This window comes from Streptomyces albofaciens JCM 4342, assembly GCF_008634025.1.
GTDB lineage: Bacteria > Actinomycetota > Actinomycetes > Streptomycetales > Streptomycetaceae > Streptomyces > Streptomyces albofaciens.
Window position 1 is genome coordinate 241,594 of record NZ_PDCM01000001.1, and the last position, 22,058, is coordinate 263,651.

General features: G+C 70.8%; 19 protein-coding genes and 1 tRNA gene. 11 read left to right on the plus strand and 9 right to left on the minus strand.

Annotated elements, in window-relative coordinates:
• Positions 1-40 precede the first annotated feature (40 nt).
• The 4 genes from CP973_RS39805 (at position 41) to CP973_RS01245 (ending at position 3,240) form a co-directional block, all read left to right on the plus strand.
• Entirely contained in the window at positions 41-217 is a 177-nt protein-coding gene (locus tag CP973_RS39805) for a hypothetical protein (protein WP_030678019.1), read from the plus strand.
• Complete coding sequence (locus tag CP973_RS01235) at positions 214-864, plus strand: aminodeoxychorismate/anthranilate synthase component II (protein ID WP_150236790.1); 651 nt, start codon at positions 214-216, stop codon at positions 862-864. Before CP973_RS39805 ends, CP973_RS01235 begins: the two co-directional genes overlap by 4 nt.
• Before the next feature lie 113 nt (positions 865-977).
• Entirely contained in the window at positions 978-2,468 is a 1,491-nt protein-coding gene (locus CP973_RS01240; protein ID WP_244409683.1) for a class E sortase, read from the plus strand.
• 25 nt (positions 2,469-2,493) lie between these two features.
• Entirely contained in the window at positions 2,494-3,240 is a 747-nt protein-coding gene (locus CP973_RS01245) for a class E sortase (RefSeq protein WP_150236792.1), read from the plus strand.
• 161 nt (positions 3,241-3,401) lie between these two features.
• Here the strand turns inward: CP973_RS01245 and pknB are convergent, their stop codons facing one another.
• The 6 genes from pknB to CP973_RS01280 form a co-directional block, all read right to left on the minus strand.
• Positions 3,402-5,408 carry a Stk1 family PASTA domain-containing Ser/Thr kinase gene (pknB, locus tag CP973_RS01250; RefSeq protein ID WP_150236794.1) on the minus strand — a complete coding sequence of 669 codons (2,007 nt, stop codon included), beginning with the start codon at positions 5,406-5,408 and terminating at the stop codon, positions 3,402-3,404.
• 146 nt (positions 5,409-5,554) lie between these two features.
• Positions 5,555-7,024 carry a peptidoglycan D,D-transpeptidase FtsI family protein gene (locus tag CP973_RS01260; protein WP_150236796.1) on the minus strand — a complete coding sequence of 490 codons (1,470 nt, stop codon included), beginning with the start codon at positions 7,022-7,024 and terminating at the stop codon, positions 5,555-5,557.
• A complete protein-coding gene (locus CP973_RS01265) occupies positions 7,021-8,418 on the minus strand; it encodes an FtsW/RodA/SpoVE family cell cycle protein (RefSeq protein ID WP_003978841.1) in 1,398 nt (465 codons plus the stop codon). Before CP973_RS01265 ends, CP973_RS01260 begins: the two co-directional genes overlap by 4 nt.
• A gap of 23 nt (positions 8,419-8,441) precedes the next feature.
• Positions 8,442-9,941 (minus strand): PP2C family protein-serine/threonine phosphatase, encoded by a 1,500-nt coding sequence (locus CP973_RS01270; RefSeq protein ID WP_150236798.1) that lies wholly within the window; start codon positions 9,939-9,941, stop codon positions 8,442-8,444.
• A gap of 128 nt (positions 9,942-10,069) precedes the next feature.
• Complete coding sequence (locus tag CP973_RS01275; protein WP_150236800.1) at positions 10,070-10,597, minus strand: FHA domain-containing protein FhaB/FipA; 528 nt, start codon at positions 10,595-10,597, stop codon at positions 10,070-10,072.
• Between the two features lie 10 nt (positions 10,598-10,607).
• Complete coding sequence (locus tag CP973_RS01280) at positions 10,608-11,468, minus strand: FhaA domain-containing protein (protein ID WP_150236802.1); 861 nt, start codon at positions 11,466-11,468, stop codon at positions 10,608-10,610.
• A 630-nt stretch (positions 11,469-12,098) separates the two neighbouring features.
• Here CP973_RS01280 and CP973_RS01285 point away from each other — a divergent pair.
• Positions 12,099-12,182 (plus strand) — tRNA-Leu (locus tag CP973_RS01285).
• 114 nt (positions 12,183-12,296) lie between these two features.
• On the opposite strand, the gene CP973_RS01290 is transcribed toward CP973_RS01285, so the two are convergent.
• Complete coding sequence (locus CP973_RS01290) at positions 12,297-13,175, minus strand: LysR family transcriptional regulator (RefSeq protein WP_150242962.1); 879 nt, start codon at positions 13,173-13,175, stop codon at positions 12,297-12,299.
• 138 nt (positions 13,176-13,313) lie between these two features.
• Between CP973_RS01290 and CP973_RS01295 the strand changes: the two genes are divergently transcribed.
• The 3 genes from CP973_RS01295 (at position 13,314) to CP973_RS01305 (ending at position 17,197) form a co-directional block, all read left to right on the plus strand.
• On the plus strand, positions 13,314-14,525 hold the full coding sequence (locus CP973_RS01295; RefSeq protein ID WP_150236804.1) for an MFS transporter: 1,212 nt from the start codon (positions 13,314-13,316) through the stop codon (positions 14,523-14,525).
• A gap of 110 nt (positions 14,526-14,635) precedes the next feature.
• Positions 14,636-16,426, plus strand: coding sequence for a sensor histidine kinase (locus CP973_RS01300; protein ID WP_244409226.1), 1,791 nt, complete (start codon positions 14,636-14,638; stop codon positions 16,424-16,426).
• An 84-nt stretch (positions 16,427-16,510) separates the two neighbouring features.
• The gene (locus tag CP973_RS01305; protein WP_150236806.1) at positions 16,511-17,197 is read left to right on the plus strand and encodes a response regulator transcription factor; all 687 of its coding nucleotides are present in this window, start codon (positions 16,511-16,513) and stop codon (positions 17,195-17,197) included.
• A gap of 127 nt (positions 17,198-17,324) precedes the next feature.
• On the opposite strand, the gene CP973_RS01310 is transcribed toward CP973_RS01305, so the two are convergent.
• Complete coding sequence (locus CP973_RS01310) at positions 17,325-17,975, minus strand: FMN-dependent NADH-azoreductase (RefSeq protein ID WP_150236808.1); 651 nt, start codon at positions 17,973-17,975, stop codon at positions 17,325-17,327.
• A gap of 119 nt (positions 17,976-18,094) precedes the next feature.
• On the opposite strand from CP973_RS01310, the gene CP973_RS01315 reads away from it, so the two are divergent.
• A complete protein-coding gene (locus tag CP973_RS01315) occupies positions 18,095-18,457 on the plus strand; it encodes a winged helix-turn-helix transcriptional regulator (RefSeq protein ID WP_150236810.1) in 363 nt (120 codons plus the stop codon).
• 70 nt (positions 18,458-18,527) lie between these two features.
• On the opposite strand, the gene CP973_RS01320 is transcribed toward CP973_RS01315, so the two are convergent.
• A complete protein-coding gene (locus CP973_RS01320; RefSeq protein WP_150236812.1) occupies positions 18,528-18,962 on the minus strand; it encodes a MarR family winged helix-turn-helix transcriptional regulator in 435 nt (144 codons plus the stop codon).
• Positions 18,963-19,064: 102 nt separating this feature from the next.
• On the opposite strand from CP973_RS01320, the gene CP973_RS01325 reads away from it, so the two are divergent.
• The gene (locus tag CP973_RS01325) at positions 19,065-20,369 is read left to right on the plus strand and encodes an ABC transporter permease (RefSeq protein WP_150236814.1); all 1,305 of its coding nucleotides are present in this window, start codon (positions 19,065-19,067) and stop codon (positions 20,367-20,369) included.
• Positions 20,370-20,590: 221 nt separating this feature from the next.
• Positions 20,591-22,009, plus strand: coding sequence for a DUF2252 domain-containing protein (locus CP973_RS01330; RefSeq protein ID WP_150236817.1), 1,419 nt, complete (start codon positions 20,591-20,593; stop codon positions 22,007-22,009).
• Positions 22,010-22,058 lie beyond the last annotated feature (49 nt).

The following is a 22,058-nucleotide window of genomic DNA, read 5'->3' on the forward strand; positions in this document are numbered from 1 at the left end:
GGCACGGTCATCGTCATCGGCGAGTAGGGACAGCGACAGCATGTACGGCTGGATCTGGCGGCATCTGCCGGGCAACGCATGGGTGAAGGCGCTGGTGTCACTCGTGCTCGTGCTGGCGATCGTCTACGTGCTCTTCCAGTACGTCTTCCCGTGGGCGGAGCCGCTGCTCCCCTTCAACGACGTCACGGTCGACCGAGGGATGGGCGCCGTCCGATGACCGCACGGATCCTCGTCGTCGACAACTACGACAGCTTCGTCTTCAACCTCGTCCAGTACCTCTACCAACTCGGCGCCGAGTGCGAGGTGCTGCGCAACGACGAGGTCGAGCTGCGGCACGTCCAGGACAATTTCGATGGCGTGCTGCTCTCGCCCGGGCCCGGCGCCCCCGAGCAGGCCGGTATCTGCGTCGACATGGTCCGGCACTGCGCCGACACGGGCGTGCCGGTCTTCGGCGTCTGCCTCGGACTCCAGTCGATGGCGGTCGCGTACGGCGGTGTCGTGGACCGGGCCCCCGAACTGCTGCACGGCAAGACGTCCCTGGTCTCCCACGAGGGTGTGGGCGTCTTCAAGGGCCTGCCCACGCCCTTCACCGCCACCCGCTACCACTCCCTGGCCGTGCGGCCCGGCACCGTCCCCGACGAGTTGGTGGTCACCGCCTGGACCGGCGACGACGCCGAGACGGGCGTGGCGATGGGCCTGCGGCACCGGGAACTGCCGGTGGAAGGCGTCCAGTTCCACCCCGAGTCGGTGCTGACCGAGTGGGGCCACCGGATGCTCGCCAACTGGCTGGCGGAGTGCGGCGATCCCGGTGCGGTGGAGCGTTCGGCGGGGCTCGCCCCGGTGGTCGGCAAGGTCGGCGCGTGACTGACCTCCGCCCCGAACGGGAGGGGAGGTCCTACGGATCGTCGCGCGATGCCGACGGTACGTACGGCCGGGAGGCGTTCGAGGCGGCCGTGGGACAGCTGGCCGATCCGCTGATGGACCCGCTGCCGGGTCCCCCGCCGGCGGCGCGGCCGCGGCCGGACGCCGACCGTAACGTGCAGGGCCCCGGCCCCGGTTCTGCCCCCAGCCGTCCGGAGGCCGGGCCGAACGCCACGCCCTCCCCGTCGCTTTCCCCGCCGCTCTCCCCGTCGCACTCCCCGTCGTCCTCCCCGTCGCGTTCCGCTTCCGCGAGCAGCGGTTCGCCGTGGTTCCGCCCGCGTCAGGCGGCGACGCAGACCCAGGCGACGATTCCCGAGCCGCAGCCGCAGCCGCAGCCACAGTCACAGCCGCAGTCACCGCCCTCGCCCCAACCCGAGGCCGCGGTGCAGCCCGGTCCGTACGAGGACCTGGCCCGTCCGTACGTCGATCGGGTCGGCCCGCACGTCGAGCAGGCCAACCCCTACGTTGAGCAGGGCGACCCGCACGTCGAGCAGGCTGACGCGTACATCGAGCAGGCCGGCCCGTACGTAGAACAGGCCGGTCCGGGTGAGGATCAGCCCGGGCAGCCCGGTGGGTACGACCCGATACCCGACGCCGAGACCATGGCGCTCCGGCAGGCCGAGGAAGATACCGGCCGTGGTGGGCCGGACGTTGTTTCACGTGAAACCGACGCGTCGCCCGTCACCCCGCCCGCGACCGGCGGCCGCGCCGCCCGCCGTAAAGCCGCCCAGGAGGCCGCCAAACGCGGCAACAGGCGTAAACGGCGCGGTTCCCCGTCGGATGCCGCCGTCGCCTCCTCCTCGGGCGCTGAGGCGGCTTCCGCGCCCATGTCGCGGCTGGAGGCCCGGCGGGCCGAGCGGGCGCGCAAGGAGAGCCCCGGCGTCATCGCGAGCCGCGCCGTGGGCGAGGTGTTCATCACCCTCGGCGTCCTGATGCTGCTCTTCGTCACCTACCAGCTGTGGTGGACGAACGTCCGGGCGCAGCAGCAGGCGGGCGGCACCGCCAGCAACCTGGAGCACGAGTGGGACGAGGGCGGCGAGGACCGTAAGCCGGACGCCTTCTCGCCGGGCCAGGGCTTCGCGATCATGTATATCCCCAAGCTGGACGTGAAGGTCCCGATCGCGGAGGGCATCAGCAAGCCCGCGGTGCTGGACCGCGGCATGGTGGGCCACTACGACAAGAACAGCGTGAAGACGGCGATGCCCTGGGACAAGCAGGGCAACTTCGCCGTGGCCGGGCACCGCAACACCCACGGCGAGCCGTTCCGTTACATCAACAGGCTCACCAAGGGCGACAAGATCGTCGTCGAGACGCGCAGCACGTACTACACGTACACGATGGAGAGCATCCTCCCGCAGACCTCGCCGCGGAACATCGGGGTGATCGCCCCGGTGCCGAAGGGCTCCGGGTTCACCGGCCCCGGCCGCTACCTCACGCTCACGACCTGCACTCCGGAATTCACCAGTACCTACCGGATGATCGTCTGGGGCAAGATGGTCGAGGAGCGGCCGCGGAGCAAGGGAAAGCCGGATGCGCTCGTCAGCTGAGCGAACGTAAGAGGGGTACCACGCGGTGACTGCCACCGGACACGACGAGGACACCGGCCGGGCGGCGGAGGAGCCGGCGTCCGCGCCGCCGCGCCGCGTGCGCAGGCGCGTGGCCGCCGTGGTCAGCGTCATCGGCGAGCTGCTGATCACCTTGGGGCTGATCCTGGCCCTCTTCGTCGCCTACTCGCTGTGGTGGACGAACGTCCTCGCCGACCGTGAGGCGCACAAGCAGGGCGACACGGTGCGCCGGAACTGGGCGAAGACGCCGACGGGCCCGGGCGCGCTCGACACCAAGGACGGGATCGGCTTTCTGCACGTACCGGCGATGAAGAACGGCGAGGTGCTCGTCAAGAAGGGGATCGACTCCGACATCCTCAACGAGGGCGTGGCCGGCTACTACACCGAGCCGGTGAAGTCGGCCCTGCCGCAGGACAAGCAGGGCAACTTCTCGCTCGCCGCGCACCGCGACGGGCACGGCGCCAAGTTCCACAACATCGACAAGCTCAAGAACGGCGACGCGATCGTCTTCGAGTCCAAGGACACCTGGTACATCTACAAGGTCTACGCGTCGCTGGACGAGACCTCGAAGTACAACGTGGACGTCCTGGACGAGGTCCCCAAGGAGTCCGGGAAGCGCAAGCCGGGCCGCTACATCACCCTGACGACCTGCACGCCGGTCTACACCTCCACGTACCGCTACATCGTCTGGGGCGAGCTGGAGCGCACCGAGAAGGTCGACGCCAAGCGCACCCCGCCGAAGGAACTGCGCTGACGGCGAGGCGAGCCGCACCGTACGGCGAAGCCCCGGACCCGACGCCGGGGCCGCGCACCGAAGCCCCGGATCCGACACCGGGCCGCGCATCGAAGCCGTACGACAAAGCCCCGGCCCCTCGAAAGGGGGCCGGGGCTTTCCCGTAGCAGCGTGTTCACCGGTCAGTGCTTGTGCCGGCCCCACCACTTGTCGAATATGCCGCCGTCGTCACCGCCGTCGTCGTCCCCGCTGGGGGAATCGCCCACCGTGGTGAGCGTCACCGTCGTGGAGCCGGGGTCGGACGGGGTGTTGGGCTGCGGGTCCTGGGTGATCACGCGGGCCTTGTCGTCCTGCGAGCTGCCGTTCGCGAACTGGATGTTCGTGAAACCGGCGCCCTGCAGCGCCTTCTTGGCGTCCTTCACGGTCTGGCCGACGACGCTGGGCACCGTCTTCTGCTCGGCGGCCTTGCCGACGGTCAGGGTGATCGTCGAGCCGGGCCTGGCCTGCGTGTTGCCGTTCGGGGACTGCGAGATGACCTTGCCGACCTGGTTCGGGTCGGAGGTCTCCTGCTCGTTCTTGGCGACCTGGAAGCCGATGTCCGTCAGCTGCTTCTGCGCCGCGTTGAAGTCCTGGCCGGTCACCTGCGGCACCGTGGTCGTCGGCGACTTCTTGGCGACCACCAGGGTGATCTTGGTCTTCTTGGTGCCCTCGCTCTGCCCCTTGGGGTCCTGGTCGACGACCGTGCCCTCCGGGCGGTCCGAGACCCGCTCGGTCTTCTGGACGTCCTGGAAGCCCTTCTTGTTCAGGTCGTCCTTCGCCTTGTCGAAGGTCAGGCCCGTGACGTCGGGAATGGTGACCTTCTCCGGCCCGGTGCACATCGTCACCGTCACCGTCTCGTCCTTGCCGACCGTCTCCCCGGCGGCCGGCTTCTGCTTGGTGACCTGGTCCTTCTGGGCGTTCTCGCAGGCGGTGCTGCCGCCCTTGACGACCTTGAAGCCGGCGTTGGTGCCGCGCTGCTTGGCCTGGTCGAAGGTCTCGCCCGTCAGGTCCGGCACCTTGACGTCGTCACTGGTGTTTTTGCCGGTGAACATGGCCTTGCCGATGAAGATCGCACCGGCCAGGACGAGGATGCCCGCGATGACGAGCAGGATCGTCGAGGTGTGCTTCTTCTTCTGGCCGCCACCGCCGCGGCGCCGGTCGGGCCGCTCGTCGTAGCCGTACCCGCCGTCGTCCGGGTTCATCGGCGGCAGCATCGAGGTCTGGCCGGCCGGGTCCTGCGGGCGCAGCATCGCCGTCGGCTGGTCCTGGTCGTAACCGACCGCGCCGAGGGCCGCGGTGGCCGCGACGGGCTGCCCGTCGAGGGCCGCCTCGATGTCGGCGCGCATCTCGTCCGCCGACTGGTAGCGGTAGTCGGGGTCCTTGACCAGGGCCTTGAGGACGATGGCGTCCATCTCGGGCGTGATCTCGGGGTCGAAGGCGCTCGGCGGCTGCGGCTCTTCGCGTACGTGCTGGTAGGCCACGGCGACGGGCGAGTCGCCGACGAACGGCGGCCGGACCGTGAGCAGCTCGTAGAGCAGACAGCCGGTCGAGTACAGGTCCGAGCGGGCGTCGACCTGCTCGCCCTTGGCCTGCTCGGGGGAGAGGTACTGCGCCGTGCCGATGACCGCGGCGGTCTGCGTCATCGTCATGCCGGCGTCGCCCATCGCCCGGGCGATGCCGAAGTCCATGACCTTCACCTGGCCGGTGCGGGTCAGCATGACGTTGGCGGGCTTGATGTCGCGGTGGACGATGCCGGCCCGGTGGGAGTACTCCAGCGCCTGGAGCACGCCGATGGTCATCTCCAGGGACCGCTCGGGCAGCAGCTTGCGGCCGGAGTGCAGCAGTTCGCGCAGGGTGGAGCCGTCGACGTACTCCATGACGATGTACGGGATGGAGACGCCGTCGACGTAGTCCTCGCCGGTGTCGTACACCGCGACGATCGACGGGTGGTTCAGCGAGGCGGCCGACTGGGCCTCACGGCGGAACCGGGCCTGGAAGGACGGGTCGCGGGCGAGGTCCACCCGCAGTGTCTTCACGGCGACGGTGCGGCCCAGGCGGGTGTCATGGGCGAGGTAGACCTCGGCCATGCCGCCGCGGCCGAGCACCGAGCCCAGCTCGTACCGGCCGCCGAGGCGACGCGGCTCTTCCATAAGCTTCTCCAGCCCTCTCCGTCAGTCCCGACCGCACCCGTGTGTGGTCCGGCGGTGTGCTGTTCGGGCATACCGTACCCGGCACGCCGTGCGGGGCCCGGCCGCGACCGGCACCTGATATCCGACCGGTATTGGCGTGACCGGGGTCACTTCTTGCCGTCGAGTACCGCCTCCATGACCTTCTTGGCGATGGGCGCGGCCAGCCTGCCGCCCGCGATGTCGCCGCGGAGCGTGTCCGAGCCCTCGATCACGACGGCGACGGCCACCGGCGTGCCCTTGGAGGTCTTGGCGTAGGAGATGAACCAGGCGTACGGGTTGTCCTTGTTGTTCTCACCGTGCTGGGCGGTACCGGTCTTGCCGCCGACGGTGACGCCGTCGATCTGGCCGTTGGTGCCGGTGCCGTTCTTGACGACGCCCTCCATCATCTCCTGGAGCTTCTGGGCGTTCTCCGGCTTGAGCGGCTGGCTCATCGCCTCCGGCGTGTGCTGCTGGACGACGTTGAGGTTGGGGGCCACCAGCTTGTCGACCATGTACGGCTTCATCAGCTTGCCGCCGTTGGCGATGGCCGAGGTGACCATGGCCATCTGCAGCGGGGTGGCGCGGTTGGAGGCCTGGCCGATGCCGGCCATCGCGTTCTGCGGCCGGTTGTCGGTGGGGTAGACGCTCTCGGCGGCCCGCACCGGGGTGTCGATCTTGGAGTCGTTGAAGCCGAACTTCTCCGCCTCGGCCTTCATCTTCTTGTTGCCGAGATCGGCGCTGATCTTGCCGAAGACGGTGTTGCACGACCAGCGCAGGGCTTCCTTGAGGCTGGCGTTCTCGCAGGGGATGTTGCCCTCGTTGTTCAGCGGCTGGTGCGCGGTGTCCGGCAGGTACCAGGGCAGCGGCGAGTCGGTCTTGGCGTTGATGTCCGTGTAGAGGCCGTTCTCCAGCGCGGCGGCGGCGGTGACGACCTTGAACGTCGAGCCCGGCGGGTAGGTCTGGCGCAGCGCCCGGTTGAGCATCGGGTCGTCCGGGTTGTTCTTCTTCTGGAGGGCGTTGTAGGCCTTGGCGTCCTTGTCGGACATGCCGGCGAAGGTGGAGGGGTCGTACGACGGGGTGCTGGCCAGGGCGAGGATCGCGCCGGTCTCCGGGTTGATCGCGGCGACCGCGCCCTTGCTCTTGCCCAGGCCCTCGAAGGCGGCCTTCTGCGCCTTGGGGTTCAGGGTGGTGACGACGTCGCCGCCCTTCTGCTTCTCGCCGGTGAACATGTCGACCGTACGGCTGAAGAAGAGCTTGTCGTCGGTGCCGGACAGGATGCTGTCGTTGAGCTTCTCCAGCTGGTTGGAACCGAACGCCTGCGACGCGTAGCCGGTGACCGGCGCCCACATCGCGCCGTCCTTGTAGATCCGCTTGTACTTGAAGTCGCCGCTGTCGTTGGTCGTCGAGTCGGTGATCGCCTTGCCGTCGACGATGATGTTGCCGCGCGGCTGGCTGTAGCGCTCGATGGCCACCCGCCGGTTGTTCGTGTCGTTCTTCAGCTCGTCGGCCTGGACGAACTGCACCCAGTTGACGCGGATGAGCAGGGAGAGAACCAGCAGGCCGCAGAAGATCGCGACGCGGCGCAGAGGCTTGTTCACGGGCGGACCACCTGGGTCATCTCGGCGTCGGTGGAGGGGGCGGGGGCCGGGGCGGGCCGGCGCGCGGTGTCGCTGATGCGCAGCAGCAGCGCGACCAGGGCCCAGTTCGCGATGACGGAGGAGCCGCCCTGCGCGAGGAAGGGCATGGTCATACCGGTCAGCGGGATCAGGCCGGTGACACCGCCGGCGACGACGAAGACCTGGAGGGCGAAGGCGCCGGACAGGCCGACGGCCAGCAGCTTGCCGAACGGGTCGCGGGCGGCCAGCGCCGTACGGATGCCGCGCTCGATGAGCAGGCCGTACAGCAGCAGGATCGCCATCAGACCGGCTAGGCCGGCTTCCTCGCCGACGGTGGCGAGGATGTAGTCGCTCTTGGGCGCGATACCGCCGATGAGGCGGGAGTAGCCCTGGCCGAGGCCGGAGCCGAGGATGCCGCCGGAGCCGAAGGAGTACATGGCCTGGGCGGTTTCGGTGACGCCGCCGTTCAGCAGCTCCAGGGGGTTGAGCCAGTTGTGCACACGGGTCTGCACGTGCGACTCGAAGGTGGCCACCGCGACCGCGCCGCCGGCGCTGAGCAGCAGGCCGAAGACGATCCAGCTGGTGCGCTCGGTGGCCACGTAGAGCATGACCACGAACAGGCCGAAGAAGAGCAGGGACGTACCGAGGTCGGTCTCGAAGACCAGGATCATCAGGCTGAGCGCCCAGATGACCAGGATCGGGCCGAGGTCGCGGCCGCGCGGCAGGTACAGGCCCATGAAACGGCGGCTGGCCAGCGCGAGCGCGTCGCGCTTGACCATGAGGTAGCCCGCGAAGAAGATCGCGATGACGATCTTGGCGAACTCACCGGGCTGCAGCGAACCGACACCGGGGATGGTGATCCAGATGCGGGCGCCGAACTTGGCCGGGAAGAAGATCGGGGCGATCAGCAGGACCAGCGCGACGACCATCGAGATGTAGGTGTAGCGCTGCAGGACACGGTGGTCCTTGAGGAAGATCAGGACACCGAGGAACAGGGCGACGCCGATCGTCGACCACATCATCTGCCCGGGGGCCAGAGCGCCGCCGAGCTGCTTGGTGGTGATCTGCGGCTCCTGGTCGAGGCGCCAGATGAAGACCAGGCCGAGACCGTTGAGGAGGGTGGCGATGGGCAGCATCAGCGGATCGGCGTACGGGGCCCACTTGCGTACGACGAGGTGGGTGACGCCGGCCAGCAGGCCGAGGCCGAGGGAGTAGCCCAGGATGCCTGCCGGGACCGAGCCCTCCTTGGCCAGACCCACGTTGATGTAGGCGAAGACCGGGATGAGCACCGCGAAGACGAGCATGGCCAGCTCGGTGTTGCGGCGGCTCGGGGCACCGATGGTGCCCACGGTGGTCGTGGTGGTGGTACTGCTCATCAGTTCTACGGCCCCCTACGCCCTCACTGCTGGGTGCTGCAATTCTTTTCCAGCTTCTGCTGCTCCTCGGAGGGGGGCGTCTGGCTGGTGGTGGGAGTGGGCGTCGGGGTTGCCGGCTTCCCGGGCTTGCCCTTGTTCTTGCGGGCCTCTTCCTCGGCCTTCTTGCGGTCCTCCGCCGCCTTGCGCTCGGCCGCGTCCCGCTGCTCCTTGGACCGGCAGGCACCGGCCTGGTTGCCCAGCTCGGTGACCTTCTCGACCGCCTGGTTGCGGTTGTCGACCGCGATGGTCTCCTTGACCTGGTTGCGCTGGTAGACGGGGAGGTACTTGAGTTCGATCTCGGGGTGGTCCTCGTCGACCTTGTTGAGCTTGATCCAGGCCAGGTCCTGGCTGATGCCCTGGTACAGCGCGACGTGGTCGTCCTTGGCGCCGACGAAGTACTGCGTCTGCGTCCAGCGGTAGCCCGCGTACAGCCCGCCGCCGACCACGGCGAGCGCCAGCACGATGATCAGCGACCGCTTGATCCATCTGCCGCCGCGGCGCTCCGGCTTGAGGAAGTCCTCGTCGGTGAACGCGCCGAACGAGCCCTGCGGCGGGCCCGCGACGTCGTTGCCGCCGCTGCCCGGCGGGCCGAAGGCGCCGCCCGGCGCGCCCTGCGGCGCGTCCCGGTGGCGGCCCAGCTCGGCGGCGCGGGCGGCCGGGGTCTGCAGGGTGCTGGGGTCGTTGAGCTGGTGCTGGTTCTCGGCGACCGCGCCGACGACGACCGGGGTGTCGTTGAGCCGGCCGGCGAGGGTGTCGCCCGCGTCGACGTCCAGGACGTCCGCGACGATGCAGGTGATGTTGTCCGGGCCGCCGCCGCGCAGCGCCAGCTGGATCAGTTCCTGCACGGTCTCGTGCGGCCCCTGGTAGCTGGCGAGGGTGTCTTCGAGGGTCTGGTGGCTGACCACGCCGGACAGGCCGTCGGAGCAGATCAGGTAGCGGTCGCCGGCCCGGACCTCACGGATCGACAGATCCGGTTCGACGTGGTCACCGCTGCCCAGCGCGCGCATCAGCAAGGAGCGCTGCGGGTGGGTGGTGGCCTCCTCCTCGGTGATGCGGCCCTCGTCGACGAGCCGCTGCACCCAGGTGTGGTCCTGCGTGATCTGCGTCAGGACGCCGTCGCGCAGCAGGTACGCGCGGGAGTCGCCGACGTGCACCAGGCCGAGCCGCTGCCCGGTCCACAGCAGGGCGGTCAGGGTCGTGCCCATGCCCTCCAGCTGCGGGTCCTCCTCGACCATGACGCGCAGCTGGTCGTTGGCGCGCTGGACGGCCGTACCGAGGGAGGTGAGGATGTCGGAGCCTGGGACGTCGTCGTCGAGCTGGACGAGGGTGGAGATCACCTCGGAGGAGGCGACCTCGCCGGCGGCCTGGCCGCCCATGCCGTCGGCGATGGCGAGCAGGCGGGGGCCGGCATAACCGGAGTCCTCGTTGCCCTCCCGGATCATGCCCTTGTGCGATCCGGCGGCGAAGCGCAGTGACAGACTCATACGCACCTCGCCCGTCGGCTCGGGGTACATCCGCACGGTGCCCACCCTCCGGTCGGGAGCACGCTCGGGTCCGTCGAGTGGACCGCCGCGGCTCGCTCGCTCCGCTCGCGCTCTTTCATGACGTAGCACTACTTCCGCAGCTCGATGACGGTCTTGCCGATGCGGATCGGGGCTCCCAGCGGAATCGGTGTCGGGGTCGTCAGTCGGGTCCGGTCGAGATACGTGCCGTTGGTGGACCCGAGGTCCTCGACGATCCACTGGCCGTCACGGTCCGGGTAGATCCTGGCATGCCGGCTGGAGGCGTAGTCGTCGTCCAGCACGATCGTGGAGTCGTGCGCGCGGCCCAGGGAGATGGTCTGTCCCTGGAGGGCGACGGTCGTGCCCGTCAACGTGCCCTCGGTGACCACCAGCTTTGTGGGGGCCCCGCGGCGCTGACGGTTGTTGCCGCGGCCGCCCTCCTGGCGGCGCTGCTGCGGCGGGGCGGCCTGCTGGCGCTGCTGAGCGCGCCCCTCCTGGCCGCCCCGGCGGGCGGCGCCGCGCTGTGTGACGCGCGTGCCGAACAGGTCGCTGCGGATGACCTGGACGGCCACGATGACGAACAGCCACAGTACGGCGAGGAAACCCAACCGCATGACCGTGAGGGTCAGCTCTGACATTGCCCCCGCTTCACCCTTCGGCTTGCCGGTAAACGATGGTGGTACTGCCCACGACGATCCGCGAGCCGTCGCGGAGCGTAGCGCGGGTGGTGTGCTGTCCGTCTACCACGATGCCGTTGGTAGAACCCAGGTCCTGGACCGTCGGCGGCGCCCCGACGCGGATCTCGCAGTGCCGGCGGGAGACTCCCGGGTCGTCGATGCGTACGTCGGCGTCGGTGCTGCGGCCCAGGACGAGCGTGGGGCGGGAGATCTGGTGGCGGTTGCCGTTGATCTCGATCCAGCGCCGTGTCTGCGCGCCCCGGTCCGCTCCGCCCCGGCCCTGGTACCAGCCGTCGGAGGCCGGCTGGGCACCGGCGCCCGGCGCTCCTGTCCGGGACGGGGGCGGCGAGGTGGGCATGGGGGGCGGGCCCACGTGTCCGCCGGGACCGGACGGGCTGCTCCGGGGCGCGGTGGGGCGCTGTGCCGCGGCGGCGGCACCCGGGTGCTCCTGGGACGTGCTGGACGCGAGGGTGCGGCTGCGGACGCGGTACAGGCCGGTGTCGAGGTCGTCGGCCTTCTCCAGGTGCACCTTGATCGGGCCCATGAAGGTGTAGCGCTGCTGCTTGGCGTAGTCGCGGACCATGCCGGAGAGCTCGTCTCCGAGCTGGCCGCTGTACGGGCTGAGCCGCTCGTAGTCGGGGGTGCTCAGTTCGACGATGAAGTCGTTGGGGACGACCGTGCGGTCGCGGTTCCAGATGGTGGCGTTGTTGTCGCACTCGCGCTGGAGCGCGCCGGCGATCTCAACGGGCTGCACCTCGGACTTGAACACCTTGGCGAAGGTGCCGTTGACGAGACCTTCGAGACGCTGCTCGAAGCGCTTCAGTACTCCCACGGGGCACCTCCTTCCTCAGTCTTCGTCAGGTCGGTCTTCGACAGGGTCGTCCTGATACTGCTTACTGATCGTATCCACGCGCCGGGAAATCGGCTGGTTCCCCTTTCCCGCCGTGAGGACGAGTGTCGCCCCTCACAAGGTTGCTCACGCCTGCTTGCCGGTGCGTCACTCCGGTGCCACCGCGATGGGGCCGCGGTGCCGCCGTGGTGAATCGTGCTGTGTCACCGCCCCGGGGCGGGCCGCGGCACCGCGATGGCTTCGCGATGTGACCGCGCCGACGTTGCGATGGCACTGCGATCGTAGATGTGCCCCACTCACAGTGTCCCGCAACCGCCGGGTTCACCGACCGGGCGGGGCAGTGGGCGCGGGGCGGAATACGGACCGGGCCGGACGGGCCGTCGCGGTGCCGCGGCGGGTGGGCCGGTCGGCGGAGCGGCCCGGCCGGGGGACGGCGGGTGGGGTGACGGGTGCGCGGGTGGGCCGCTCACAAGGCGTCGCGAGCGGGCTCCGGAGAACGGATGTGATTGCACCCCGGACAGCGTGCTAATGTTCTGGGTGTCGGCAGGCGAGAGCGCAAGACCCGGACGGAACAGCCCGGATCTCGTGAGAGAATCTGACGACACACCCAATGCGCGGGTGGCGGAATAGGCAGACGCGCTGGATTCAGGTTCCAGTGCCCGAAAGGGCGTGGGGGTTCAACTCCCCCCTCGCGCACAGATGAGACCCCCGGTCCGGGATTCCCGGACCGGGGGTCTTTCGTTGTCCCCGGCCGTCTCGTTCCGTGGTCCGGCGGCCAGCCGTTCATTGTCCGAAAAGCACCGATGAGGGCTACGTCACATCGGTGACGGCCGCGCTGAAGGCACGCGTGCGCGCGCTCTCGCGGTCTTGGTGCCAGACGAGCCCGAGTACGGAGTCCGGCAGTCCGTCGACCGGTACGAAGGCGAGGTCGCGGCGGCCGTGGTAGTCCGCCGTGGGCCGGCAGAGCAGCATCGCGCCGCGGCCGGCGGCGGCCAGGGTCAGTCCCTCCTGAAGGGTGCGGACGGCCGGTCCGGGCGGGATGGGGCGGCCGCCGGGGGTGCTGGTGGGGGCCTGGGCGCAGCGCCAGTAGTCGGGGGCCGGACCTTCCACGGCGATGAGGGGGCCGTCGGCCAGTTCCTCGGCGTCGAGGCGGGTACGGGACGCGAACGGGTGGCGTACGGAGACGGCGAGTGTCTGCTGTTGCTTCGAGAAGACCGGACCGAGTACGAGGCCGGGTTCTTCGACGGGCAGCAGGACGACGGCGGCGTCGACCTCGTCACGGTGCAGCGGGCCGAACGGGTCCTGGAGGGGGATTTCGACGATCTCCGTGGCGCAGCCGGGGTGGCGGGCGTGGAAGGCGTCGATGGACTTCATGATCGATGCGTCGGCGGTGCCCTGGAAGCCGATGCGCAGCCGGCCCTCGATGCCGCGGGCGGCGGCGATGGTGGCGTCGACCGTGCCGCGCAGCGCTTCGTAGGCCGGGCGCAGGGAGGCGAGGAAGTCCGTGCCGAGCGGGGTGAGGCGGACCCGGCGGCTGGTGCGCTCCACGAGGCGGGCGCCGACGCGGCGTTCCAGGGCGCGAAGGAGCTGGCTGACGCGGCTCTGGGAGACGTACAGGCGGGCGCCGGCGCGGCCGAAGTGCAGTTCCTCCGCGAGGACCAGGAAGCACTCCAGTTCACGGATCTCCAGCCCGCCGGGGGTGGCGGGCGCGGTGTCGCGCGGGGCGGTCGGGGTACTCCGGGTACTTCGGGATCGATGAGCCACGCTCATGAAAGCGTGAGCTGTTCGCCGTTGTTCCCACGGGTGGCTGCGCATTGGCTGGGGTGCATGACGACGATCGAGGAAACGACGGGCCGCGACGGTGAGTTGCGGCGGGGCAGGGGCGCGGGCTGGGGCGCGGTGACGGCGCTGGCGGCGGCCACGTTCACGGTGGTGACGTCGGAGATGCTGCCGGTGGGGCTGTTGACGCCCATCGGAGGCGCGCTGGGGGTCACGGACGGTACGGCGGGGCTGACGCTCACCGTGACGGGTGTGGTCGCGGCGGTGGGGGCGCCGGTGCTCACGCTGGCGGTGGGCCGGGCGGACCGGCGGAACGTGCTGTGCGGGCTGCTGGCCATGTTGGCGGTGGCCAATCTGCTGGCCGCCTGGGCACCGGGTTTCGGGGTGATGCTGGTGGCGCGGGTGCTGGTCGGGGTCGGCATGGGCGGTGTGTGGGCGCTCGCCGCGGGGCTGGCGGTGCGGCTGGTGGCGGCGCGGTCGGTGGCCGCGGCGACGTCGTTGATCTTCAGTGGGGTGGCGGTCGCGTCGGTGCTCGGCGTGCCGGCGGGCACCCTGATCGGGCAACTCGGCGGCTGGCGCGCCGCGTTCGCCGCGGTGGCCGCGCTGTCGGCGCTGGTCGCGGTGGCGCTGGCGGTCCTGCTGCCGCCGCTGCCGGCCGAGCGAGCGGTACGGCTCGACGGGGTGCTGCGGCTGTTCCGGGACGCGCGGGTACGCACGGGGCTGGTCGTGGTGGCGTTGCTGGTGGGCGGGCATTTCGCGGCGTACACGTATGTGCGGCCGGTGCTGGAGGAGGTGTCCGGGGTCGGCCCCGGGGCGATCAGCACGCTGCTCCTGGTGTACGGGGCGGCCGGGGTGGCCGGGAACTTCGTGGGCGGTGCCGGGGCGGGGCGGTCACCGCGCGGCATGCTGCTGGTAATCAGCGGGGTGCTGGCCGGGGCGGTGCTCCTGGTGCCGGTGCTGGGGGTGGGCGTTCCCGGGGCGGTGGCGCTGCTGGCGGTGTGGGGGCTGGCGTACGGAGGGGTGTCGGTCAGTACGCAGACATGGCTGATGGCGGTGGCGCCGCGGGCGCGGGAGGCGGCGTCGGCGCTGTTCGTGGGGGTGTTCAACGCGGCGATAGCGCTGGGCGCGTTCGGCGGGGGCCGGGCCGTGGACGGGTGGGGGCTGACCGGGGTGCTGTGGCTCGGAGGCGCGCTGGCCGCGGGGGCGCTGGTGGCGGTCGCGGCCGGGCGGGGGCCGGGGTCTGGGGCGGTGTCGCGGTGAGGAGCGGCGGCTCCCGTGAAAACAGCGATCTTCAACCAGCGACTTTCGTCGCGGCAGCGAGCGACGAACGATGACTGCGCCGGACGGTGGGCTTTTCCTACGCTCAATACGTGAACATCACGGGGAAAGCACAGGTGGCGGCCCGGGGCACGGCGCTCCGGGCCGCGGGCGGGCGGGCGTGGCGGCGTCTGGTCCGCCGGGAGCAGTGGCCGCCGTACCGCGTCTTCGGTGAACTGCTGCTGGCCCTGCTGCTGGGGCTGATCGCGCTCGGTGCGGAGGAGGTCGCCGGCAGCGGCGAGGCCCGTACGTGGCTGGTGACGGTGGCGGTGATGGCGCTCGCGCCGCTGCGCCGCGCGCTGCCCGGTGCGGTGCTGATCCTCGCGGCGTCGCTGAGCTGGCTGTTCGTGGGGATATCGGCGCTGCTGATCGTGGCGGGGTGGTCGGCCGGGCGGCGGATCGCGGGCAGCGCGCGGGCGCTGGTGGTGTTCGCGGTGGCGCTGGTGCTGAGCATGGCGGTGCCCGTGGTGCAGGACCTCCCGCGGGTGTCGCCGGAGAAGCTGATGATCCTGGCGGTGTCCTTCCTGGCGATAGTGGCCATGCCCGGGATAGCGAGCCGGTACTGGTCCCAGCACCGCACTCTGGTGGACACGCTGCACGCCCAGCGCACACAACTCCTGCGGGAGAACGCGATGATCGCCCGTCAGACGCAGCTGCGGGAGCGGCAGCGCATCGCGCAGGACATGCACGACAGCCTGGGCCATCAGCTCACCCTGATCGCCGTGCACACGGGTGCGCTGGAGGTGGACTCCGCGCTCAACGCGCGGCAGCGGGAGGCGGTCGGCGTGCTGCGCGGGGCCTCGGTGGCGGCGATGCGCGAGCTGCGCGAGGTGGTCGGCCTGCTCCGGGACGAGACGGAGGACGCGGCGGCGGTGCCCCCGCCGGTCGGCGCCGGTACGGCTCCGGACGCGGGGCGGCGCGGGGTGGCCCAGGTGGACGGGCTGGTGGAGGCGTCGCGCGGCGCGGGGGCGCGAATATCCGTCTCCCGTTCCGGGGAGCCGCGCGCGCTGGCACCGGCCGTCGACCGGGCCGCGTACCGCATCGTGCAGGAGGGGCTGACCAACGCGCACAAGCACGCCGCCGGGGCGCCGGTGACGGTGGCGCTGCGGTATGAACCGGATTCGCTGCTGGTCGAGGTGGTCAACGGGCCGGTGCCGCCGGGTTCGGCCGCCGGTCCCGAGGTCAGTGGCGGGCAGGGGCTGACGGGGCTGCGGGAGCGGGCCCGGCTGGTCGGCGGCATGGTGCACAGCGGTTCGTTGCCGGACGGCGGTTTCCGGCTCGCCGGGGTGCTGCCGTACGGACCGGTGACGGTGGCGTCGACCGTGGCGGAGCCGGTGCCACCGCCGCCGGGGCCCGGCACCGGGGACACAGGCTCCGGCGCCGGGCGGCCCGCGGTGCGGGTCGGCAAGGACGGCCGGCCGGTCATCGACTGGTCCCGGGTGTACGCGGCCCCGGACACGGCGATGTTCCGCGGGGACGAGCGGCGCAGGGGGTTCGCCGTTGGGTGCGGTCTGGCGGCGGGTGTGGTCGTGGCCATGGGGGTGCTGACGGCGTGGGGGATGGTGGAGCTGTTCAAGGCGATAGAGGAGGGTTCGGTGTCGCCGGACACGTACGGGCAGTTGCGGATCGGCCGGCCGGAGGCGGAGGTCCGTGAGCAGCTGCCGCCGGGGTCGTTCGTGAACAGCGGTCTGAACGACCAGGGGCCCCCGAAGCCGGCGGGCGCGCGCTGCGAGACGTTCACGTCCACGGAGCCGTCGGCGAGCTGGGAGGAGGAGCGGGCGTTCCGGTTCTGCTTCAAGGACGGGAAGCTGGTGGAGAAGCGGACCTTCATGGGGAAGACCTGAGAGCGGCCGGACGGACCGGCGCGAAACGGGGGGATGATGGCGCTGTCCGTGGGAAGTGTGGGCCGGGCCGGTGCGGGAGTACGAGTGATCAAGGTGATCGTCGCCGATGACGAGCCGCTCATCCGGGCCGGTATCCGGATGATTCTCACCTCCGCCGGGGACATCTCGGTGGTGGCGGAGGCGGGGAACGGCAGAGAGGCGGTCGAGGCCGCGCGCGGCCATGGCGCGGACGTGGTGCTGCTGGACATCCAGATGCCGGTGATGGACGGGCTGACGGCGCTGGCCGAACTGCGCCGTGTGGCGCCGTCCGTGCGGGCGCTGATCCTGACGACGTTCGGTGAGCGGGAGAACGTCCTGCGCGCGATGGGCGAGGGCAGTGCGGGCTTCCTGCTCAAGGATTCCGCGCCGGACGAGTTGATCCGCGCGGTGCGCGCCGCGGCCGACGGCCACGCCTACATGTCACCGGTGGCGACGCGGCACGTGGCCGATTCGCTGGTGGCGCGGGGCGGCGACTTCGGCGGGGAGAGCGCTGCGGCCCGTACGGCCCGTCGCGCGGCGGAGGCCGGACGGCGGCTCTCGGTCCTGACGGAGCGGGAGATGGAGGTGCTGTCCCTGCTCGGCGAGGGACTCTCGAACGCCGACGCGGGCGAGCGCATCCATATGAGCGAGGCGACGGTCAAGACGTACGTCAGCCGCATCCTGGCCAAGCTGGGCTGCGAGAACCGGGTCCAGGCGGCGCTGTTGGCGAGGGACGCGGGGTTGGGGGCGTAGGGCTTCGGGCGACCCGGTGCCGGTATGCCGGGCGGCCCGGCCTGTGAGGCCGGGCCGTGGGCGGTGCGGTGCCGTCAGACGGTGCGGTGCCGTCAGACGTGCGGTGCCGGCAAGCGGTGCGGTGCCGTCAGGCGGCGAGGCGTTCGGCGAGGGCCTTGGCCTTCTCGGCGGCTTCCTGGAAGGCCTGGTCGCGGGAGGCCTCGTACAGCGGTATGAGTTCCGACATCGCGGGGTTGGTGGGCGCCATCGTCAGCTCGGGGACGATGAAGTCGACCTCCATGCCGAGCAGGGTCCCCAGCACGGCCCGCAGGTAGGTCTCGACGTAGTCGAGCCCCTCGCGGGGCGTGCCCGGCTTGTAGGAGCCGCCGCGGCTGGCGACGACGGTGACCGGCTTGTCCTTGATGGACGACTCCTCACCGGCGGTGCGGCCGATGATGATGATGTGGTCCAGCCATGCCTTGAGCGTGGAGGGGATCGTGATGTTGTACATCGGGGCGCCGATGAGAACCGCGTCCGCCTTCTCCAGCTCCTCGACCAGCTCAAGGCGGCGCGCGAACGCGGTCTGCTGCTCGGGGGTCAGGGCGTCCGCGTCGGCGAAGGCGGCGGAGAAGCCGGCGGCGTCGAGGTGGGGCAGCGGGTCCGCGGCGAGGTCGCGGTAGATGACGGTGCCGCCCGGGTGCGCCTCCTCCCATGCCTCGCGGAAGGCGGCGGTCACCGCGCGGGAAGCGGATCCGTCGGTGGGGAACAGGGAGGAATCGAGGTGCAGAAGCGTGGCCATGGGGCGGTCCTTCGTTCGCGGCCGACGCGCGGCCTGATGAAGAGTTCCGTGCGTTCCTATGTTTAACACAGTAGCTTACTTTTCCGCAGTACCCAACGGTAAGGCAGTACGCTGGTCACATGGCGGATCACGGCGAAGGCACCTGCAGGCAGGTCGACACCGGCATGGCACGGGTCTTCGGGCTGCTCGGCAAGCGGTGGACCGGCCTGGTCGTGTCCGTCCTGCTGGAGGGGCCGGTTTTCTTCGCCGAGCTGCGGCGCGCGGTGCCCGGCATCAGCGAGCGCATGCTCTCGGACCGGCTCACGGAGCTGGCCGAAGCCGGTCTGGTCCTACGGGAGGTCGACGGCGGCCCGCCGCTGCGCGTCTCGTACCGGCTGACCGAGGCGGGCCGGGCGCTGGAGCCCGCGCTCAAGGAATTGGGCCGGTGGGCGGAGGCGTACCTCGTGGAGGGCGGGAAGTGCCCGGCGCGCTTCCGCGAATGAGGAAGCGGGGCGTGGGGCGCGCGGGGTGTGCCGGGCGCCCGAGGTGTTCGAGGTCCGGTGACGGGCGGCCTCAGCCGTGGCGCGCCTGGGCGGCGTTGTAGCGCAGCAGGTAGGTCGCGAAGCGGTCCAGGTCCTCCTCGTCCCAGTCGGCGAGCCGCTCATGGAACGCCTGGCGGCGGCTGGCGGTCACGTTGGCCAGCATCTGCGCGCCCTTGGCCGTGGGGTGCAGCACCTGGACGCGGTGGTCGTCCGGGTCGACGCGGCGCTCGACGAAGCCGAGTTTCTCCAGGGCGGAGATCTGCCGGCTGACCGTGGACTTGTCCAGGAGGTAGTGCGCGGCGAGGTCGGTCGCGCGGCATCCCTGCTGGTCGTCGAGGTGTGCCAGCAGTGTGTACGAGACGAGCGACAGCTCCGGGTGCGTACGGGCGGCGGTGGCGCGGGCTCGGCGGGCGAACGCGGTCATCTCCTGCTGGATGGTCTCGACGGATGTGTCTCTGGGAGCCACGGGCTTGCCTTTCGTTGAAGTAGTTGTATAGTACAACGTGGAATGAGAGTTGTATAAGCCAACTACTCGAAGCTGAGCGACTAGCTTGAGAAGGCACGACGCATGAGTTCGGTCCGACGTCCCGACCACCACCGCCCTGATCACCGAGCCGATCTGCGGCACGTCCTCACCCACCTGATCACCCCGCTGCTGATGTGCGCCGGGATGGGCCTGGCCTACCTGGGCGCGTTCGCGCACCCCGAGCCGCACCACCTGCCGGTCGCGGTCGTCGGTTCGGGATCCCAGGCGCAGGTGCTGGCCCAGTCGATGAACGACAAGGCGCACGGCGGTCTGGACGTACGCACTGTCGCCAGCCGGGCCGAGGCCGTGGACCAGCTCAAGCACCAGGAGATCTTCGGCGCGTATGTGATGGACACGCACGCGTCCGGCGACGGCGCGTCCGGCGCGAAGAGCGGCGGCGCCCCGGCCGGGAAGGCGGGCGGTGCTTCGCCCGGGAAGGCGGGCGGTGCTTCGGCGTCCTCCGCCGGTGCTTCGGCGTCCGCGGCCGCGGCCAAGGGCGGCGGGGCCGAGCCGGTGCCCGAGCTCGTGGTCGCGACGGCCGGGTCCGACACCACGGCGTCCGTGGTGCAGAAGATCTTCACACCCGTCGCGGCCCAGCAGGGTGTGCCGCTCAAGGTCACCGATGTCGCCCCGCCGGCCGAGGACGACCCGACGGCCCAGGGTCTCTTCTTCCTGATGGTCGCGATCAGCATCGGCTCGTACGCGTCGGTCGCGGTGATCGGCGGTGCCGGTGCCGTGCTGCCGATCCGGATGCGCGCGATGCTGGCGGTCGGCACCTCCTTCGTGGTCAGCATTCTCGGGACGCTGTTCGCGGGGCCGGTCTTCCACCTCGTCGACCACGGTCTGTGGGGGCTGTGGAGCATGGCCTGGCTGTACTCGGCGGGCATCCTGCTGATCGGCACCGGGCTGCACACCTTCCTCAAGCGCTGGACCACGCTGGGCGTGATGGCGCTGTTCGTGATGCTCAACTTCACCTCGGCGGGCGGCGTCTTCCGCCCCGAGCTCCAGAACGGTTTCTTCGCCTCCCTGCACGCGTTCTGGAACGGCGCCGGATTCGTGGAGGGCGTCCGCAGCCATGTCTACTTCGACGGCAACGGGCTGGCCGGGCACGTCTGGACGCTGGTGCTGTGGCTGGTCGTGGGCTTCGTGATGGTCGGTGTCGCGGCCCTGGCCGAGGCACGCCGGCGGCGCGCGGCCGATAACGCGGCGGCGAACGCGACGGCCGTGGCGGCTGCCGCGGTGGCTGCCACGGTGCCGGAACGCCGTCCGGCCCACGCCGCGACCAGCGCGAACGGCGAGAGCGCGGCCGCCGTCGAGGAGGAGATGGAAGAGGCGGTCGGCGTCTGAGCCGACGGCGCCCGGAACGTGCCCCCGGCTTTTCCACAACCCCGCTACAGAGAGTTATCCACAGGCCCTGCCGCGAGGCGGGGCCTGTCTGTACCGTCGTGCACACGCGGCGGAGACAGCGCCCGGCGACCGGCGGTCGAGGGGGTTCTGTCGACGTTCCGACGCGGCCGGACGACCGGGTCCGGTGACGATGCACGGAACGCAGGGGGAGGTGGCACGCGATGTCGCGGTTGCCGTACGTACCGGGCTTCGCCGAGCCGGCGGAGCGGGGGACGTCGCCGAAGGCGGTCGGCAAGGCGCTCCGGGAGCGGACGCCACGCTCCGCACAGGGCCGGTTCGCACCCGACGCCGGGCGGCCGGACGTGGTGACGACGGTCGAGGAGTCCAACGCCGGCCGCCTTCCGGACCTGGTGCCGATACGGGTCGGACGCATGGCGGCGAGCCCCTTCGCCTTCCTGCGCGGATCCGCGGGGCTGATGGCGTACGACCTCATGAACAGCCCCGTGACCGGCATCGGTGCGCAGATATGCGGTGACGCGCACGCGGGCAACTTCGGCCTCTACGGCGACGCCCGCGGCAAGCTGGTGATGGACCTCAACGACTTCGACGAGACCCTGTACGGGCCCTGGGAATGGGACCTGAAGCGGCTCGCGGCCTCGCTGGTGCTGGCCGGCCGGGAGGCCGGGGCCGGTGAGAAACAGTGCCGGGAAGCGGCCCTGGACGCGGCCGGCGCATACCGGCGCACAATGCGGCTGCTGGCAGGCATGCCGGCCGCCGACGCCTGGAACGCGATAGCCGACGAGCAACTGGTCTCGTACGCCGACGCCCGTGACCTGCTGGGCACCCTGGAACGGGTGGCGGCCAAGGCGCGCAAGAACACCAGCGCCCGCTTCGCGGCGAAGTCGACCGAGCGCATACCCGAAGGCGGCAAGCGCTTCGTGGACGCCCCACCCGTACTGCGCCGCATACCGGACGCGGAGGCCGCCGCGGTCGCCGCATCGCTCACCGGCTATCTGGACACCCTGCCGGCGGATCGGCTCCCGCTGATGGCCAGGTACGAGGTGCAGGACGTGGCGTTCCGGGTGGTGGGCACGGGAAGCGTGGGCCTGCGCTCCTACGTGGTCCTGCTGCTCGACCACCGCGGCGAGCCCTTGGTACTCCAGGTGAAGGAGGCACGCAGCTCAGCCCTGGCACCGTACGCGGAAAAGGCCGGCTTCCCCGCTCCGCCGGTAGGACACGAGGGCCGACGCATCGTACGCGGCCAGCGACGCATGCAGGTCGTCAGCGACAACCTGCTGGGGTGGACGACGGTTCACGAGCCGGGGGTGGGGGAGGGGGCGGGGGCGGGGAGGCCCCACCAGGTGCGGCAGTTCCGGAACCGGAAGGGCAGCGTCGACCCCGCCGCCCTCCCCGGTGACCAGATCGACGACTACGCACGCATGACGGGCGCCTTGCTGGCCCGAGCTCATGCGCACAGTGCCGATCCACGTCTGGTCGCGGGGTACTGCGGCAAGGGTGACGCGGTGGACGAGGCGGTGGCCGGGTTCGCGGTGGCCTACGCGGATCGTACGGAGGCGGATCACGCGGAATTGGTCGCGGCGATACGGAAGGGGCGGATAGCCGCGGAGACGGGGGTCTGAACGGGGGCGGCCCGGGCCGTAGGGTGGCCGGGTGACGAACTCGCAGGCG

Bases quoted from the DNA above. Each gene is read 5' to 3' on its own strand.
- CP973_RS39805 (WP_030678019.1), top strand. From the start codon at position 41: ATGTACGGCTGGATCTGGCGGCATCTGCCGGGCAACGCATGGGTGAAG.
- CP973_RS01235 (WP_150236790.1), top strand. From the start codon at position 214: ATGACCGCACGGATCCTCGTCGTCGACAACTACGACAGCTTCGTCTTC.
- CP973_RS01240 (WP_244409683.1), top strand. From the start codon at position 978: ATGGACCCGCTGCCGGGTCCCCCGCCGGCGGCGCGGCCGCGGCCGGAC.
- pknB (WP_150236794.1), bottom strand. From the start codon at position 5,408: ATGGAAGAGCCGCGTCGCCTCGGCGGCCGGTACGAGCTGGGCTCGGTG.
- CP973_RS01265 (WP_003978841.1), bottom strand. From the start codon at position 8,418: ATGAGCAGTACCACCACCACGACCACCGTGGGCACCATCGGTGCCCCG.
- CP973_RS01270 (WP_150236798.1), bottom strand. From the start codon at position 9,941: ATGAGTCTGTCACTGCGCTTCGCCGCCGGATCGCACAAGGGCATGATC.
- CP973_RS01275 (WP_150236800.1), bottom strand. From the start codon at position 10,597: ATGTCAGAGCTGACCCTCACGGTCATGCGGTTGGGTTTCCTCGCCGTA.
- CP973_RS01295 (WP_150236804.1), top strand. From the start codon at position 13,314: ATGACGACGATCGAGGAAACGACGGGCCGCGACGGTGAGTTGCGGCGG.
- CP973_RS01310 (WP_150236808.1), bottom strand. From the start codon at position 17,975: ATGGCCACGCTTCTGCACCTCGATTCCTCCCTGTTCCCCACCGACGGA.
- CP973_RS01315 (WP_150236810.1), top strand. From the start codon at position 18,095: ATGGCGGATCACGGCGAAGGCACCTGCAGGCAGGTCGACACCGGCATG.
- CP973_RS01325 (WP_150236814.1), top strand. From the start codon at position 19,065: ATGAGTTCGGTCCGACGTCCCGACCACCACCGCCCTGATCACCGAGCC.
- CP973_RS01330 (WP_150236817.1), top strand. From the start codon at position 20,591: ATGTCGCGGTTGCCGTACGTACCGGGCTTCGCCGAGCCGGCGGAGCGG.